The sequence below is a fragment of the Arthrobacter sp. Cr_A7 genome (assembly GCF_029222765.1).
Classification (GTDB): Bacteria; Actinomycetota; Actinomycetes; order Actinomycetales; family Micrococcaceae; genus Arthrobacter.
This window is the reverse complement of sequence record NZ_JARHXQ010000343.1, coordinates 1-16,101: the sequence shown is the minus strand read 5'-3', so window position 1 is coordinate 16,101 and position 16,101 is coordinate 1. Positions and strand designations below refer to the sequence as shown.

The window sequence follows — 16,101 nt, the reverse complement described above, 5'->3', positions numbered from 1 at the left end:
AACGGACCGCGAGCCGCGGCAGGTGTAGGGCTACCGGGAGAATTCCGTTGGCGGACTGTCGATCCAGTCGCGGTAGATCGGATCCTCGGGATGCCAAGCTCCCCAGTGCGAGACCCGAGGGACATTCACGACGTCCCAGTCCGAGTTGATGGGCCGCACGTCGATCCAGTCCCAGATGCAGGTGCGATGAAGGATCTTCCACACCCCATCGCGCTTCTCGCACAAGTCGCGGTAGCGGCCGGCCTGGAACATGGTTACTTCTGGCTCTTTGAACGGAACTACGCAGATGAACATGCTCTCACGCTTGGCACGGTTCCCGTCGATCTCGGACAGCACGTTGGAGATGTGGTGGCTGCAGCTGTGGATCTTATCGTGCCAGGTCATGGCTGCATCGGGCCACCCCTGGCCGTTTCCGACGTAGCTGCCATGATCATCGAATGAATCAGGCCAGTAGGTGGATTTCATCAGCTCGCGGTCGTGCCGGTCGGCGCCCCTCGCATACAGCATCAGGTTATCGTGGAGGGCCTGCTTGTCATACAGCTCTGTCAGTTGAGCATCTGTGAGGGACATTTATCCAGACTTTCTACTTCGCACGCCAGGCAGCTTCTTTGCCACCCTCGTTAGAAACAACGCTAAAAGCAGGGATCACCGGAGGGATAGCTTCTTTGGCGCCGTGCAGTTAGGAAACTGCGTCAGGGCGCCGGCTAGCGGGACGGCCTTCGGCACCGCGTAAGGGACCCGCATGCGCCGCTGGCCTTAGTGCCGCCGTCAAAGGCGTGCCACTAAGGCCAGCAGCCGTGGAATGGTTTCTAGAAGGTGCGCGCGGCAACCCGAACCGGTTCGGCGCGCTTCAGTGCGTCATTCAGCCGTTCAGCGGGCACCGGTGCGGCGGGAGCTTCGAGCATGCGGTCGCCCGGTGTTGCGGGGTCCGCCAGGTAAAGCCTGGTGTAGGCAGCGGCTTCCGGCTCAAAACGCCAACTTTCAGCCAATGTGCCGGCGTCCACTGCATCGAAACCCAGCTGGTCGATAAGGCTCATGACCTTGGTCTTGGCAGAAGCGTCGTCGCCTGCCACGGGAAGGGCGGTGCGATCGGGTGCGCCGGAGGGGCGCGCCAGCTGGGGGATGTGGTGGGCCAGGATGTTGTTGAAGGCCTTCGTCAGGCCGGCTCCGTCGAAGTGCCGTAGGACGAGCTCGCTCGTCGTCAGCCTTTCCTCGTCGAGCTCAGACACCCTTCCATCCCGGAACGGGTAGTAGTTGGTGGTGTCGAGTACAGCCTTCCCCTCCAGCAGCGCCGCAGGAACGGCGGTATGCGCCGTCAGCGGCACGGACAGTACGACAACGTCTCCAGCCGCTGCGGACTGTTCGATGGTGCCGGCAGAAGCCAGGGGTCCCAACTCTGCGACGAGGCCGGCGAGCGTCTCCGGGCCACGGGAATTGGACAGCACTACAGGGATGCCGGCATTTACGGCGAGACGAGCGATGGCAGCACCGATATTCCCGGTGCCAATGATTCCAAGGGTGGGCATACGTGTTTCCTCAGTTGAGAGTCGTGAAATGGGCGGGAACCTGAACGGTGCAGCCTGTTGATGGAACGCACCGGATGGATGGGCCTGGGCTTAAACGTATCCTATGTTCGCATTAACGTAAACATAGCCGAGGATTAGCGCTAGACTGGGCACATGGCCAGCCGAACCTCAACCCCCCTGACCCACCCTGACGTCAGCGAGATGGACCTGTTCCGCTTGATGGCGGCAATGACTGACCCGGTGCGGTTGGGGATCGTCATTCGGCTGGCTGGAAGCAATGGGGACATCCCGTGCACCGACTTTGCCTTGCCAGTAACAAAGTCCGCCGGAACGCGGCACTTCCGGGTACTGCGTGAGGCAGGCGTGATCCACCAGTACGACGTCGGTGTCCGGCGCATGAGCCGGCTGCGCAGCGATGACCTCGAAGCCCGCTTCCCCGGCCTGTTGAACCTGATCCTCCAGGAGGCGGCCCACTCCAACGGCGGTGATCGTCAGGCCTCCTGACGTGGAGCGGCACCGAGGCTCCAACCCGGAGCTGCCCCAGGTTCAGGTGCCGAAGCGATACCCGGGAGATGACCGGTTGCATCGAGCACGTCGTCCAGCCAGGCCACCCGGTTAGCAAAGCGCGTGGCCTTGTGCGGTGCAGTCCACCGGTAGGCGTCGTTTTCCCAGTTGATCTTCAGCCGCCGGCGGGACGTCAGGGCAGTGAACGTGTGGATGAGCCACGGATTCCCCACGCCGTCGGCCACCACCAGGTCCGGTCCCGGCAGGAGTCCCAGGAGATCTTTGGTTTCCAGACCGGTTTCTTCAAACAACTCTTCAAGGGTCTGCTGTTCAGGCGTGGCACCGGCTTCCATAAAACCGGTAATGCAGTGCCACAGACCGCTGTCGTGGCCAAGATTCCCGCTCCGCCTGAACAGTGCGATCTTGTCCCGCCACTGGATGACGGCCGCTATCACGGTCCGGTCTGCAGGAATGTCATGCACAGCGCGAGGGGGAAACCCGACGCCGGACGCCGCATCAATGGCGCTCATATTTTCCTTCCAAGGCGCAGCAACCGCTCAGTCCGCTAGACGACGTCGATCGACTGGGCGTTGACAAGCTCGCGGAACTTGGCGCCGTGCCAAATGAGCGGCTCATTTTCGCCGACGCCAAGTTTCTTCACCTCGAGCAGCGCCATCCAATGATCGCCGGCCTCTGAAACCTCATGGACCGAGCACTCGAGCCATAACGCCGCCTCTTCTATGAATACTGCCCCGTCCTCGCCGACGTCGATTGCCACCTGCTCAAAGCGCGCAGCGCGGTCCTTGCCTGCGAGCTTGCGGGTCAGATGTCCCTGCCCCTTGCCAAAGATCGAAACCCCCAGTGAGGCCGCATCCTTGATCTGCTCCCATGTCTCCGAGGACTTCTGCACAGCTACCGCGACGAGGCACGGTTCGAGCGACACCCCAACCATGAAGGATGAGGCAACGAGCGCATGCTTCTCATCGCCGGCTTCGACCGCGAGCACCGCAACTCCGGACGGAAATTGCGCAAACGTGCTCCTCACCAGCAAGGGGTCGTTGCCGAATGCAGTGACCTTCGGCCGGGTCATAAATTTTTGGGACATAGGTTTTCTTCCTCTCGGTGCCCGCGTCGGAGCGATCGCCCTTTGACCATTCCCGGGCCGAATACGTCTGGGCAGTTAGGCAGCAGTCTGGCCACCGTCGATAGGCAGTGCGACGCCGGTTATGTACGAAGACTGCTCACTGGCAAGGAACAGGACGGCATTGGCTACTTCTTCTGCGGTTCCCACACGACGTGCCGGAACCATATTGATGAGATAGTCGGCGGCGGCAGGGTTTTCCGCCAAGGCTTCTTCCATCATTGGAGTCCTGATGGGGCCAGGGCAGATGGAGTTCGCACGGATATTCTGCGCTGCATATTCAAGGGCAATAGTGCGGGTCAGCCCGAGGAGGCCGGTCTTGGCTGCACTGTAACCGCCGTAGAGAGGCGTCCCCATCAAGGCTGCAGCCGAGGCCACATTGACGATTGATCCTCCGCCCTGCTCGAGCATGGCGGGAATTGCATACTTCATCGTGAGGAAAGCGCCCCGGAGATTTACGTTAATCATCTTGTCGAAGTCCGACTCCAGCGCCTCATGGTGCTGCACCATGGGAGCATTTGCCCCTGCGATATTGCAGAGAACGTCGAGGCCACCGAACTCGCTAATGGCGAGGTCAACCATTGCTTTCGCGTCTGCAGCTTTTGAAATGTCAGCCTGGATCGGCACCGTGCGGTCTCCGAGCTCCACAGCCGTTTTCTCCTGGGCTCCGGAAAAATCCGCCAACACGATGTTTGCGCCGTGCTGATGAAACAGGCGGGCAGTTGCCAAACCCATGCCTGATCCAGCACCGGTGATAATGGCGGTCTTGCCTTCGAGAATGTTGCTCATTGTTTTTCCTTCACGTCCAGGAAGTTCACGGGATCTCCTTTGATCTCAGTGCCAAGGCTTCTTGCTGACTTCGCCCACAATCAACGCTACGTGCGGGTGGGGCTGCACCGGGATGGCCATCGGCGCCAACAACGAATGAAACCGCGCCAAAATTGTGTCCTCTCGCGGGGGCCCGCTAAAAGCCCTCGCACCAAACGTCGGCAACCACAGGGCGGGAATAAGAAGGCTCCCCGGAAGCCTGAACTGGATGACCAGTCCGGCTTCCGGGGAGCCTGTTGTCTGTCTATCTACTGTGCCGTGAGAACCGCATCACGGTTTCGGCTTTCATCTGCGGTTTGTCCTGCATTGCCAGGTGCAAAAGCCTTCGTAAACACGAAGCCGCGGTAGTCGTCGGAGACAACTTCTTCGACCTTCTTGACGTATTTGTCGAAGCCACCGGCATACGGAATGAAATAGCGCGAGCCGTCGTATTTGTTGACGTGGACCATATAGTTGTCCACGGCCCGCCGCAGGAGCGGCGCTGCGATCTCGTTACAGTGGTCGCCCCACTCCCGCTCTGCCTCAAGGCTGGGCTCAATGCGGACGGCGCCCTTCTTTTCGGCGTGCGCGATGATGTCCGCCACAAAATCAACGTGTTGGTTGTTCCCCACGAAAAAGTTTGCGAGCACGCTGGGGCTTTGTGCGCCGGTGAGCATAAACAGGTTCGGGAATCCATGCGTCATGACCCCCAAATGGGTCTGCGGTTTATGCTTCCACCGGTCGCTCGGCTGCTGGCCGTGCTCATTGCGGACGTTGGCCTGGTCCAAGGCGCCCGTAAAGGCCTCGAAGCCGAGGGCAAAAACGATCAGGTCAACGTCGTACTCATTGTTCCGGGTCTTGATGCCGGTCTTGGTGATGCGCTCCACCGGATCGCTTCTCAGGTCAACCAGGCTGACATTGCTTTGATTGAAGATCGGGTAGTACCCGGTATCGATGCAGAGCCGACGGATGCCGATCGGGTAGGAGGTGGGCATCAGCTTCTCGGCGGTCTCGGGATCGTCGATCATGTCGCGGATCTTGCCGCGGACGAACTCGGCGACGACGTTGTTGACGTCGATGTTCGTCCCTTGGTCGGAGAAAGTTCCGAGCAGGGTTTGGCCTCCGAAAGCCCATCTGGACTCGAGAATCTGCTGCTGCTGTTCTTCGGAGAAGTCTGAAGCCTTGCCCGCAAAGCCCTGCATGACATAGCCGACAGGGGAATTGTATGACTCGTCTCGTAGTCGCAGAACCTTCTTATTGAGGCGGGCCTTCTTCCTCCTGTCCGCCGGCCCGTTGTGTGCAGGGATCGAGTAGTTCGGGGTGCGTTGCAGGACATAGAGGTGCCCGGCGGTCTTGGCGATCTCCGTCGCAGCCTGCACACCCGAAGATCCTGTCCCAATAAGGGCCACGCGCTTGCCGGCAATCTCAACGGGGGTCTGGGGCCAATGGGAGGTTTGATACCACTCCCCCTCGAAATCATCGAGTCCCGGGAAGTCCGGCTTCCGCGGCTTCGAAAGCTGTCCCGTCGCCATCACGAGATAACGGGCCCAAACCGTCCGGCCGGTATTGGTCTTGATAAGGTACTTGTTCTCGTGGGGCTGCCAGTCGGCGGACGTCACCCAGGTGCTCAGCGAGAGGTTGCGGCGCACATCGAGGCGGTCCGCCACATAGTTGAGGTACCGCAGAATTTCGGGTTGTGCGGCGTACCGCTCGCTCCAGTCCCATCCCGCGTAAAGCTCAGGATCAAACATGAAGGCGTAGCTGTGGCTTTCCAAGTCCACGCGGGCACCCGGGTAGGCGTTGTGATACCAGACGCCCCCGACTCCGTCTGCTCCCTCGAAGCCGTGGACGTCGTGTCCCAGGTCGGCGAACCGGTGGAGGGCGTAAATGCCCCCCATGCCCGCGCCGATGACGACGACGGAATATTCCTCAGTCTCACCCGTCAGATTCTGGATGTGGTTATTTGCCATGGCTTCGCTCCCTGGACGCGCGTCTTCACTGTTCACTGGCGTCACCACTCGTTGGATGGAGCAAGCCATCCTGGTTCCGTACTTTTGAAAAGCCCACCGGATCTCCTTTGATGTCAGTGCATCGGCAACTTTGCCGATCTTTGTTCACAAATAACGCTAAGAGCCGCCGGGTCAGGACCGGCATGGCAATAGACGCCAATATGGCGGGAAAAAGCGGCAGCAATCCTCGCTCAGCCCGTGCGCGGGTCAACTGCTCCGGGTCTCGGCCAGCGAGACGACCGCTACGGCACTCGTGGTCTCGACGCCCAGCTCGTTGATGGCCTTGACCGTGACTTCAGCGCACGCTCCGTGGGTCTCGTCGCGGAAGACGCGGGTGACCTCTCCTCCAATCCACTGAGTGTCGCCGAAGACACCGGGCTGCTTAATGCGCACGGAAAGCGAGACGAGATCCGCATCGTCCCCCATCCAGTTGGTCACGCAGTGTGCCATCCACGAGACACGCTGGTTTCCGTTGTCGTACGCGCCAGGCATGCCGATCGCGTGTGCCATGGCAGCATCCTGGTGCCCCAGGCTCGGGAAGGGCTCGGAGAGGAAGTGCTCGGGACCCAGATTCGTCGGCGCGCTTGGGTCGCCGTTCCTCACCCGCTCCTGCTGGCGCACGCGGGTCTCCACCCCGCGGTAGCCGGCGGTACCGATCGCTCCGGCATAGTACGCGGTCATGGTGATGAGGTCGAGTGGACCCTTGACTACCTGCGGTACAACATCGCCGACAGACACCGTCTCCGCGAAGCGCGTGCGCTGGCCGCGGATCTCCTCAGCCAGGATCGCCGCCCGGATCTGTTCCTTTTCCTCGTCCGTGTAGACATGGGGGGCGCGCGGTTCGTGCATCCGCTGGCCCTCCGAGCTTCGAGCCACGCAGACGATTGTGTTACGGACGATCCCGACAAGTTCCTCGCCTACGAAGTAATCGGTGCGCCCCACCTGCTCCACCAGGCGACCGGAGCGGCGGCCCACGCGTTCGCGGACGTCTTCAACGAAGGCGCGTGCGCGGACCCGCTCGCCCAGGCGGATCGGTCTGCGGAAATCGAGGTCGGCACCGAGGTGGATAGCCTGGATGCCCTCCGACATCCCCATCGCGACTTCGGCGTCGCAGACGGAGTAAAGGAATGTGGGGGGTGCGATTCGGGTGCCGTAACGCGTTGTCTGCGCGTACGAATCGGACAGCCACAGCGGGTTCTCGTCACCGATCCCCCATGCGTAGTGGCGGATTGAGTCGGTGCTTGCCTCCTCGTTCCATTGCACAACGACGGCTGACTCACCGATGAAGCTCTTCATGTAGGCCACGTCTTCATCGGTGATCTGCTTTGCAGGTACGCCGGTAGTGGCGCTGGTCATGAAGTTGCTCCTGACGAGGTGGTGTGGACCGACACAACAGCGTCGACGACTGTGACGGTTGCTGTTGCCGGGTCCGCAAGGATCGGATTGAACTCGAACTCATGGATGTTTCCTTGCTGTTCCGCCCAGTCGAGAATGTCCATCACAGTGGTGGTGAGCGCGTCGAGGGTCTTCCCGCCGGCTTGCCCGCGCAGGCTGGTGGCCACCACGCGCGCGTCAGAGATGGCTTGGCGGACCTCCGGCCGGGACACTGGCAGCGGAAGGATACTGATATCGTCAATCGCCTCAGTCATCCCGCCCCCCGCGCCGATGACGAGAACTGGACCGAACTCTGGATCGCGCCGGAGCCCTACGAGGACTTCGGTCTTCCCTGGCGCCATCGCCTGGACGGAGATCGTTGCGGCCTCCCCCTGGATGGAAGTGAGCTGGGAGGCTGCCGCGCGGGCGCCGTCGGCGTCATTGACGCCGATGAAGACGCCTCCGGCGTCTGCCTTATGAAGGATCTCGGCATCATCGATTTTGATCGCTACCGGGAAGCCGATCTCCTCGGCAGCCCGGACGACGCCGTCGATATCACGGACGGCGCGGCTTGCCGGTACTGGAACACCGGACGTGGCGAGGGATTCGGCCACCTCGCGCCAGGTCAGGTTGTGCGCCCCGCCCGTTGTCACCGCCTTCAGTGCCGCCCCCACTAGTTCGCCGCGGTTGGCACGGGTGCTTTGGACCTGCGACCAGGAGGATGCGGCCGCCGCGGCGTCCAGTGCCCGTCCGGCTGTGGGCAGGGAAAGGACTCCTGCCTTGCGCAGGATTCCGGCTTGGGCCGCGGTGACCCGGTCGTCTTCGGACAGCGGGACCACCATGACACGTACTTCCGTCGGGATGGTCATCGCGGCGATACCGGCCGCCAGCTCATCGAAGTCGTGCGCGAGCCGCGTCGCCGTCACTATAACCCAGCCGTCCGGCGTCGTGGCGAGAACACGCTCAACGATGCGCAGGTAGTCGGCAGTTGTGGACTGTACTCCGACGTCGATGGGATTGCCGAGGTGATTGCTGCCCACCGCCTCGCCTATCGAGTGGAGCGCTTCCGGTTCGAGATCGCGGAACGTCAGGCCGCGGTCGTCGGCCAGGTCGTTCCAAAGCCCCACCTGGGCGCCGGAGGTGGTGACGACGGTCAACTCCTGGTCGCGCCCGGAGAGCCGCCCGTGGAAGACGTCGAAGGTCTCGGTCAGGTCAAGGAGTTGCTCCGGCGAGGTGCACACCATTCCGAAACGGTGGCGGAGGACGCTTAGAGCGACGCGGCCGCTGCCTGCGAGTTTGCCGGTATGGGACTGGGCGCTCATCGCGCCGCGGGTGGACCGGCCCAGCTTCAGGATGATGACCGGGATACCGCGATCCCCCGCAGCGGTTGCAGCGGCCTCGAGATCATCGTTTGCGCTGAAGCTCTCGACGATGCAAGTGAGGACATGGGTGTCCGGATCAGCGCCCAGCCACTGCGCCCAGTCGGTAAAGCCCGTCGAAATCTCGTTCCCGGAGCTGGCCCAGGCGCTCAATCCGCTGGCGCCGCGTGCGGCGAGGGACTGCATGAGCGCGTTTCCCAGTCCGCCGCTCTGGCTGAACATCGCCACGTGACCGGCCGGAATTGCGCCACGTTGAAGGACAGATGAGAAGGTTGCGGTCAGTGACCGGCCAACGTGCATGAAGCCGATGCAGTTAGGGCCTATGAGTCGGGTGGTGCCCTTAGCCAATTCCGCACGGAGCAGCTCATCGCGGTCATGCCGGCCGGTTTCACCGAAGCCGGCGGCGAACGCGACCGCGAAGGGGACGCCAAGCGCGACGCATTCGCGCAGATCCTCAATGAACCTGTCGGCGGGCCCCACGAGGACGGCTACGTCGGGCACCTCGGGGAGGTCGGAGAGCGTCTCCACCGTGGGTACACCGAGCACTTCCTTGTGCACGCTGCTGACCGCATAGTACCGCCCCTCGAATCCGAGGCGGGATAGGTAATCGAGTGTCCGCCCTGAGGTCTTCCAGGGGTCCCGGGAGGGACCAACCACAGCTACACTCTCTGCCTTCAACGGGTTATCGATGCGCACGGGGCTCAAAACAGCCTTGCTCTCCAACATTTACATTCCTCCAGTCCGTCGCACGGTCGCCGGCCTTCGGGTAGCCGGAATTTCTATTGCCTCGACCACCACGCCGAGATCACGGTCGGTGTCAAAGTAGGCGAATCCGCCATCGCCGCCCTGGCCATACCCGCGCGCTGTTTGGGTAACCCGGTAGCCGGCTCCCTCCATAAGCGCGATCGCCGCATCCAGGTTGTCCACGAATACACCCAGGTGGTGGAGGCCGGTGCGGCCCTGCTCGGTGAACTCGTGGTAGATGCTTGGGCCGGCCAAGGGCTGGATGAGTTCGATCTGCGGATTGGAACCGCCCATGGCGAGGCGCATCGCGAAAGCACCTTCCTCGGCGCCAAAGCGCGACCAGGGCATGAACTCCTGGTCGTAGTGGTAACAATTCCACTCTTCGATGCCGAAGGCGTGTCCGTACAAGTCGATGGCCTCGTCGAGGTCCGACACGAGGATCCCCACCTGTCCCACGCTTCCGATTGGAACAGGACCTGCGGAATGTACCACCGGGAGGCCTCCAAGGTCCTTCGCGGCGCGGGGCGTGGCACCGTTGCCACCATCCCCGAACTCTCTCTTTGTGATAGTTGCTTTCATAATGTAATAACTACGCTACCCTTCTGGCTGCTGTCAACGGATAAACTGCTGCCCCTGCGGGCAGGGACCCTTCTCGTGGCCTTGTGGCCCTTCTTTCGCCATGTGCGTATGATTTCCGCATGGCAAGTACAGCTAAGACAGCCGCTAAAACGTCCACCGACACCGAAGCACCGAAGGACCTGGTCCAGTCGGTTGCCCGTGCGCTCAACATCGTTGATGTCGTTGCGGCGTCGAAGGAGCCGATGCGGGCTCAGTCGATTGCGAGCGCAGTAAACCTGCACATTGCGACGACGTCGCATTTGCTGGCGACACTTGTACATGCCGGTTACCTGGAACGTAACGAGCGCACCTACAAACTCGCTGCCGGGAAAATCCTGGATCTAAGTTCGCGAGTGGAAGATGACTGGCGTCCCTCTCCGCTGGCACTACGTCTCCTGAAAATGGTGGTTGAGGCCACCGGCGAAAGCGCCTACTTGTCCGCATGGCAGGGAGGCACCGTCACCGTCGTCGCCGTGGAGGAAGGCAGCCACGCCGTCAGGGTGGCCGACCTGCGGGTGGGTGTCTCCGGCGACATTCATGCACGCGCCTCCGGGAAGGCCCTCCTCGCCTTCGGTCCGGAATCACAACTGGAACGGGTCCGCTCCGTCGATGGTGAACTCACCAGACGAACCGAACACACGATCACCACCCTTCCTGAATTTCTGGCCGACCTTGAGTTGACCCGGTCACGTGGTTACGCACTGGACCACCAGGAATACGTCCTCGGCGTCTGCGGCATGGCAGTTCCAATCTTCGAAGGATCACAGCGCCCCCGCACCGCCTTGTCCATTACGGTCCCGCTTCATCGCTTTACCAACGAGCAACACTTCCAGCAATGCCTCGATGCCCTAATGGAAGCCCGCCGCCTGGACGACGAAGAAGGCGACTCAACCCAGCCGTAGAACGTCAAGCTCCAGTACCGGCCCCTCGTCCGCACAAACGTTCAAGGGTGTCCGGGGCCCGTCCTCCAAGCGGGGGAAATCCGATGTGGCAACATAGGCGCACAAACGCATGCCTTTCGCCACCCGGACCGCAGTGGAACCAAGATCCACATTGATTGACTCCGCGTTTCCAGCGCCCGTCCTGCTGTACGACGATCCCTCGCACAGCAACTCAGGGGCACCAGTACTGTCGAGCGTTGCCAGCTTGACGACGACCGGCGTCGGGCCAGCAGCGGCCACCTTCAGCCGGCACGTAACAGTGCCCAGGATTTCGATGTTGTCGTCCAGTGGCTCCGAAACGAAGGCGTGCACGTCATTCCGGGCATGCAATGCCTCCAACAAGCGCGGACCCGAGTTGGCCCCCACTTTGTAGCCGGGGAAAAATGTCCGCCCGCCGATCGTCGGGACGGGGGAATCCAATAGCGACGCCGTCCGGGCATCCATGCGGGCCGTGGAATCCACTGTGTTGCTAGGGTGCAGTCGAAGGTGCACCTGGTCAGCGCCTTCAGGTGGCCAGCTTGAAAAGCCTCGCCATTTATCAGCCCCCATGGCGAACACCGTCACGGGGTACTCCGATTGGTTGAGGCCATCACGCACTTCCTCCAGCCAAGCGAGTTGGAGCGCCGTCGGGTCGAGGCTGTCGAAGGAGGATGCCGGACCAAACGAGCGGGCCGGGAACCAGCCGCCCATCAGCCCATGCGCCCAGGGTCCCAGCAAGAGCCGGTCATGTTCATTCCCCGTGCCGGCGGCCTTCCTTCGCACAAAACTGGCAACCGTTCCTCGAAGGAAAATGTCGAACCAGCCTCCGATGACGAAGGCGGGCACGTCAACGCGTCCAGCCGGCTCGGGATCGACCAGGGACCGGCTTCGATCCCGCCAGTCCTGCAGATAGGGCGCGAATTCCCCCGCCTCCTCGATCAGCTGGTTAAAGGTACGGATGCGCCCCTCTGCGACATTTCGCTCCAGGGCCGCGATCCGCGGCCGGCTTTTCGCATCCAGCCCGCTACTTGCGAGGAGAATCGATACCCAGTGTGCAAGGAATCCCAACACGACGTTGTCGTCCTCATAAAGCCAGCCGGAATGGACGTCGTCGGCGGTCACAGCAGGAACGATGCCGATGAGGCCTTCAGGATTCTTCGCTGCCGCCAGCCACTGGCTGATACCGACGTATGAGCCGCCCACCATACCCACGTTGCCGTCCGACCACGGCTGTTCGCGCACCCACTGGATGGTGTCCACACCGTCGTCGGCTTCATTCACAAAAGGCACGAACTGGCCCTCGCTTCGGAACCGGCCCCGTACGTCCTGAACCACCACCACCCATCCGCATTCCACGGCGCGCAGGATATTAATCCACGTGTTGGCGTGCGCCGGGTCATCCTTGCAGTAGGGCGTCCTTATCAGCACCGTGGAACGGGCCTCGCCGTCACTTGGCCGATACACATCTCCCGAGAGAGTAACCCCGTCGCGCATGGCGACAGGGACGTGCTTTTCAACTATCAGGTTCATGGCAACCTTCGCTGTGTCGCTTTCGCAGTCGGTTGTCTCGGTCACCCGGCGGTTTGGACCATGTCGAGGCGCGGGTAGTGGTCCAGCAGTTCCGCACCATTGGCCGTGACCACAACGAGGTTCTCAAGGCGGACACCTCCGACGCGGTGCTCCCCTTCGATACCTTCGATGGCGATGACCATGCCTTCTTTGATCTCCTCAGGATGGGCAAGGGACCACGAGCGGGTAATAGTCGGAGGGTTGTAGTGGATTGCCCGCGACCCTGCATTAACCAGGCCGATCCCGTGCCCGAGTTCGATGCTGAAGCATTCTGCCTCGGACGGGAAGCCCAGGTCTTCCGCGGGTGCGAGTACGGCGGCCACGTCAGCTGTGCTGGCGCCTGGTTTCATGAGCGACATGGCCAAATCCAGACGGTCCGTCAGCTTGGTGTATGAGGAGCGCTCGGCTGAGGTTGGAGCGCGGCCGACGACGTACTGGCGGTAGAGGCACGCCGTGTACCCCATGTAGGAAGTTCCGCAGGTAAGCAGGTAAGCGAGATCGCCATGCTCAACGATGCGATCACCACCGCTGATCCCCCGGGGGAATGACAATGGTCCGGAAAGCAGGCGCGCCGCTCCCACTTCCGCGCCGGCATCTTCGATGGCGCGTCGCGCCATCAAGGCAATCTGGGCCTGTTTGGTTCCAGGCCGCAATGCGGCCCGGGTCGCCTCGAACCCCGCAGTACTCAAGCTCGCCGCCATCGAGATACAGGAGATTTCATCGGCCGTCTTGATCGTTGAGCATTCGAGCAACAGCGGGAGTCCCGGGATCGTCTCGATTCCGGCATCGGCCAAAGCATTCATACCTGGCTCGTCGATCTCGCTGACGGCCAGAAGCTCACCTGTGAGAGAACGGGCGGCAAGTTCATCGCGAATCTGGGCTGCGAAAACGGGCGACAGTTCGGCGATGGCAGAACTGGGGGCTACGCCGCCAAGCCAGGAGATGGCCGGGCGCCAGTGCTTGATCCAGGGAGCCTGGTCAGGCATTTGCTGGAGTGATCCCGCCGGCGCGAACACGATTGGTTCGTCGTCTGCGAAGAACAGTGCGTAGCCGACCTGGAGCGAGAATTCTCCCCACCAAAAGCCTGTCAGATAACGCACGTTGTCCGCGCCAGTGAGCAGCAGCGCCGGTATACCCTTTGAACGCATCAAGGCCCGCATGCGGTCGGCGCGCTCGCGGCGCATCCGGTCCAGATCAACGCCTACGTGCAGTTCTGTACGCGCCGGTCCGAAGTGCAATTTCTGGTGGTTTTCGGGCATCTTTGCCTTGGCCTTTCATGTTTTTGTACTGAGCGATGGTCCCGCGGCTATCGGGGGCGTCGACCGCGGCCATGCGGTCGGGCCTTCCGAGACCCACGGCCATCCCCCAAAGTTGGGGAAGCGCACCGGATGTTCGTTTAGGTCAGTGATCATCCAACGTTTGTTCTGAAATAACGCTAAGAGCCAGCGGACCTTGAGCGACACGGCATAGGACGCCAATGACGTAGGAAGCCATGCCAGAATCGCAATTACGGTACTTCCGTGGCCTGCGCTGCCTGTGCAGCGACGACCCAGGCCGGGTCGCGCCGTTCCACGAAAGCCAGGGCACCCTCTCGCGCTTCCGGTCCACTTCGCAAGGGAGCAACGATTTCTTCCTGGGCAGCGAAACGCGCCTCCGCCGCCGCGTACCGCGACTCCTTAATGATGCGCTTGGCAGTCTTCATTGCAACGGGTCCATTGAGCTGGATTCTCCCGGCGAGTTCGAGCGCCGTATCGAGTGCTTCGCCCGGGTCCGTCAGCCTGTTGATGAGGCCGAGCTCGGCGAGGCGTGCCGCAGTGATTGGCTCCCCCAGCAACGCCAGCTCCATTGCGATGTGATAGGGCATTCGGTCCGGCAGGCGGAGCAGCCCGCCGCCGGCTGCGATGAGTCCCCGTTTTACCTCGGGCAGGGCAAACGACGCCGTTGAGCTGGCGACGATCAAGTCGCATGCAAGGGCAAGCTCAAATCCCCCTGCATAGGCGAAGCCTTCGACGGCGGCAATGACAGGTTTTACCGGCGGCCGGCGGGTGATGCCGGCGAAGCCGCGTCCCTCGATGACCGGGACATCCCCCGCTGCAACTGATACGAGGTCAGCGCCCGCCGAGAAATATCCGCCTGCACCGGTGAGGATGGCGATACTGGCAGAATCATCCGCATCAAACTCATCGAACGCAGCCGCAAGCGCCAGGGCCGTGGGCCGGTCAATCGCGTTGCGCTTATGCGGACGGGTGATGGTTATGACGCGAACTCCTCCGGAGTTGCTCACATAAACGCTTGGCTCACTGACGTTGCTGCTTGCTCCCGCTTGGGGCTCGGTCTGTTGCATTGTTCATCCTTTGGGTCGTATTGATAAGGAGCAAGCAACGGGACTGCCACTCCTTTGTGCGCCGCTATTTTTCAAATAGTGAATGTAGTTAGCGTGATACGATAGTAGCACTGCTACGTTCCGTGAAAACTCTTTCCCGTCGTAGCCATAAACTCCGACGAAAGAAGGGAAAAGCCCATGAAACCCGCCCAAAGACTCCGGGAACTGCTTGCGGACTCCAAAATGATCATCGCGCCGGGAGCCTACGATGCACTCTCGGCGAAAATGATTGAACAAGCCGGCTTCGATGTCGTGCTCATCGCCGGCGGCACCTACTCCAACTTCCACTACGGGATACCGGATAACGGCTTCATCTCCCAGGGCGAACTCATCGAGGCCGGCAGGCGCATCACCGCAATCACCGATCTGCCACTCATTCTCGACTTCGACGACGCAGGAGGATCACCCCTTCAAGCATTCCGCGGCGTCCAGCTCGCCGAGCAAGCCGGCGTCGCAGCCCTGCTCGTCGAAGACATGGTGCCCGCAACGAAGCACTTCTGGACACCCAAAGACGGCGGGGAACGCTGGAAACCGCAACTCAAACTCCGCAGCGTCGAGGAGATGAGCAACATCATCCGCGCCTGCGTGGAAGCCCGGACCTCCCCCGACACCGTGATCGTGGCCCGCTCGGACGCCAGCCGCTTTGGCTTCGACAATCTCGCTGAACGCATGGCTGCCTATTCTGCCGCCGGCGCAGACATGCTCTATCCGTGCGGCTACCCCCTTCTCGACCTGCCCAAACTCTCGGCAGTCGTCCCGGGCCAGTACGTCATGGTGACAGTGAAGAATCCCACCCTGGAGGAGCGCCAGGAACTCGAAGACGCCGGCGTGAAAATGCTACTGGTCATCAACACCGTGAACGGTGCCGTGGCAGGCTTTCGCGAGAATCTCTCACTCCTGGCGCGCGGTGAGTTGCTCGAGGGTGAAGCAGAAGGCGGCGCTTACCTACCGATTATGGAAGCAATCGATGCGGCAGAGTGGGCCCGCCGGGCCCGCCACTTCGGTTATTCCTGACAGACTTCCAGACGAATTCCGTTCCTGGCAGGCCGCGGCTGGCCAGGAACGGCATTAGTCTTTCCCATCCCGCCTATTTCGCATGGCGAAGATCGAATGTCCCTGTTATGGCA

The 16,101-nt window shown here is 61.7% G+C and carries 15 protein-coding genes; 3 read left to right on the top strand and 12 right to left on the bottom strand.

Annotation, left to right across the window (positions count from 1 at the left end):
- Window positions 1-30: 30 nt before the first annotated feature.
- Window positions 31-570, bottom strand: coding sequence for a nuclear transport factor 2 family protein (locus P2Q66_RS20640; protein WP_275731159.1), 540 nt, complete (start codon window positions 568-570; stop codon window positions 31-33).
- Window positions 571-809: 239 nt separating this feature from the next.
- On the bottom strand, window positions 810-1,556 hold the full coding sequence (locus tag P2Q66_RS20635; RefSeq protein ID WP_275731161.1) for an NADPH-dependent F420 reductase: 747 nt from the start codon (window positions 1,554-1,556) through the stop codon (window positions 810-812).
- Window positions 1,557-1,679: 123 nt separating this feature from the next.
- On the opposite strand from P2Q66_RS20635, the gene P2Q66_RS20630 reads away from it, so the two are divergent.
- A complete protein-coding gene (locus P2Q66_RS20630) occupies window positions 1,680-2,030 on the top strand; it encodes a helix-turn-helix domain-containing protein (RefSeq protein ID WP_275731157.1) in 351 nt (116 codons plus the stop codon).
- On the opposite strand, the gene P2Q66_RS20625 is transcribed toward P2Q66_RS20630, so the two are convergent.
- The 7 genes from P2Q66_RS20625 to P2Q66_RS20595 all read right to left on the bottom strand — a co-directional run bounded on the left by P2Q66_RS20625 (window position 2,018) and on the right by P2Q66_RS20595 (window position 10,063).
- On the bottom strand, window positions 2,018-2,560 hold the full coding sequence (locus tag P2Q66_RS20625) for an NUDIX domain-containing protein (RefSeq protein WP_275731154.1): 543 nt from the start codon (window positions 2,558-2,560) through the stop codon (window positions 2,018-2,020). The genes P2Q66_RS20630 and P2Q66_RS20625 overlap by 13 nt on opposite strands.
- A 35-nt stretch (window positions 2,561-2,595) precedes the next feature.
- Window positions 2,596-3,135 (bottom strand): flavin reductase family protein, encoded by a 540-nt coding sequence (locus P2Q66_RS20620; protein ID WP_275731152.1) that lies wholly within the window; start codon window positions 3,133-3,135, stop codon window positions 2,596-2,598.
- 75 nt (window positions 3,136-3,210) lie between these two features.
- Window positions 3,211-3,960: an SDR family NAD(P)-dependent oxidoreductase gene (locus P2Q66_RS20615; protein ID WP_275731150.1), complete on the bottom strand. Its 750-nt coding sequence runs from the start codon at window positions 3,958-3,960 to the stop codon at window positions 3,211-3,213.
- A gap of 287 nt (window positions 3,961-4,247) precedes the next feature.
- Window positions 4,248-5,948: an NAD(P)/FAD-dependent oxidoreductase gene (locus P2Q66_RS20610; RefSeq protein WP_275731147.1), complete on the bottom strand. Its 1,701-nt coding sequence runs from the start codon at window positions 5,946-5,948 to the stop codon at window positions 4,248-4,250.
- A 246-nt stretch (window positions 5,949-6,194) separates the two neighbouring features.
- The gene (locus P2Q66_RS20605) at window positions 6,195-7,343 is read right to left on the bottom strand and encodes a MaoC family dehydratase N-terminal domain-containing protein (RefSeq protein WP_275731143.1); all 1,149 of its coding nucleotides are present in this window, start codon (window positions 7,341-7,343) and stop codon (window positions 6,195-6,197) included.
- Entirely contained in the window at window positions 7,340-9,466 is a 2,127-nt protein-coding gene (locus tag P2Q66_RS20600) for an acetate--CoA ligase family protein (RefSeq protein ID WP_275731140.1), read from the bottom strand. The genes P2Q66_RS20605 and P2Q66_RS20600 overlap by 4 nt, the downstream gene beginning before the upstream one ends.
- The gene (locus P2Q66_RS20595) at window positions 9,467-10,063 is read right to left on the bottom strand and encodes a VOC family protein (RefSeq protein WP_275731137.1); all 597 of its coding nucleotides are present in this window, start codon (window positions 10,061-10,063) and stop codon (window positions 9,467-9,469) included.
- Window positions 10,064-10,182: 119 nt separating this feature from the next.
- Here P2Q66_RS20595 and P2Q66_RS20590 point away from each other — a divergent pair, with 119 nt between their 5' ends.
- Window positions 10,183-11,004, top strand: a complete 822-nt coding sequence (locus P2Q66_RS20590) for an IclR family transcriptional regulator (RefSeq protein ID WP_163163293.1) — start codon at window positions 10,183-10,185, stop codon at window positions 11,002-11,004.
- Here the strand turns inward: P2Q66_RS20590 and P2Q66_RS20585 are convergent.
- From P2Q66_RS20585 to P2Q66_RS20575, 3 genes are all read right to left on the bottom strand, one after another.
- On the bottom strand, window positions 10,990-12,597 hold the full coding sequence (locus P2Q66_RS20585; protein ID WP_275731132.1) for a CocE/NonD family hydrolase: 1,608 nt from the start codon (window positions 12,595-12,597) through the stop codon (window positions 10,990-10,992). The genes P2Q66_RS20590 and P2Q66_RS20585 overlap by 15 nt on opposite strands.
- Window positions 12,594-13,850 carry a M24 family metallopeptidase gene (locus tag P2Q66_RS20580; protein WP_275731128.1) on the bottom strand — a complete coding sequence of 419 codons (1,257 nt, stop codon included), beginning with the start codon at window positions 13,848-13,850 and terminating at the stop codon, window positions 12,594-12,596. The genes P2Q66_RS20585 and P2Q66_RS20580 overlap by 4 nt, the downstream gene beginning before the upstream one ends.
- Before the next feature lie 248 nt (window positions 13,851-14,098).
- Window positions 14,099-14,935, bottom strand: coding sequence for a crotonase/enoyl-CoA hydratase family protein (locus P2Q66_RS20575; protein ID WP_275731125.1), 837 nt, complete (start codon window positions 14,933-14,935; stop codon window positions 14,099-14,101).
- Between the two features lie 177 nt (window positions 14,936-15,112).
- On the opposite strand from P2Q66_RS20575, the gene P2Q66_RS20570 reads away from it, so the two are divergent.
- Window positions 15,113-15,988, top strand: coding sequence for an isocitrate lyase/PEP mutase family protein (locus P2Q66_RS20570; protein ID WP_275731123.1), 876 nt, complete (start codon window positions 15,113-15,115; stop codon window positions 15,986-15,988).
- The last annotated feature ends 113 nt before the right edge of the window (window positions 15,989-16,101 follow it).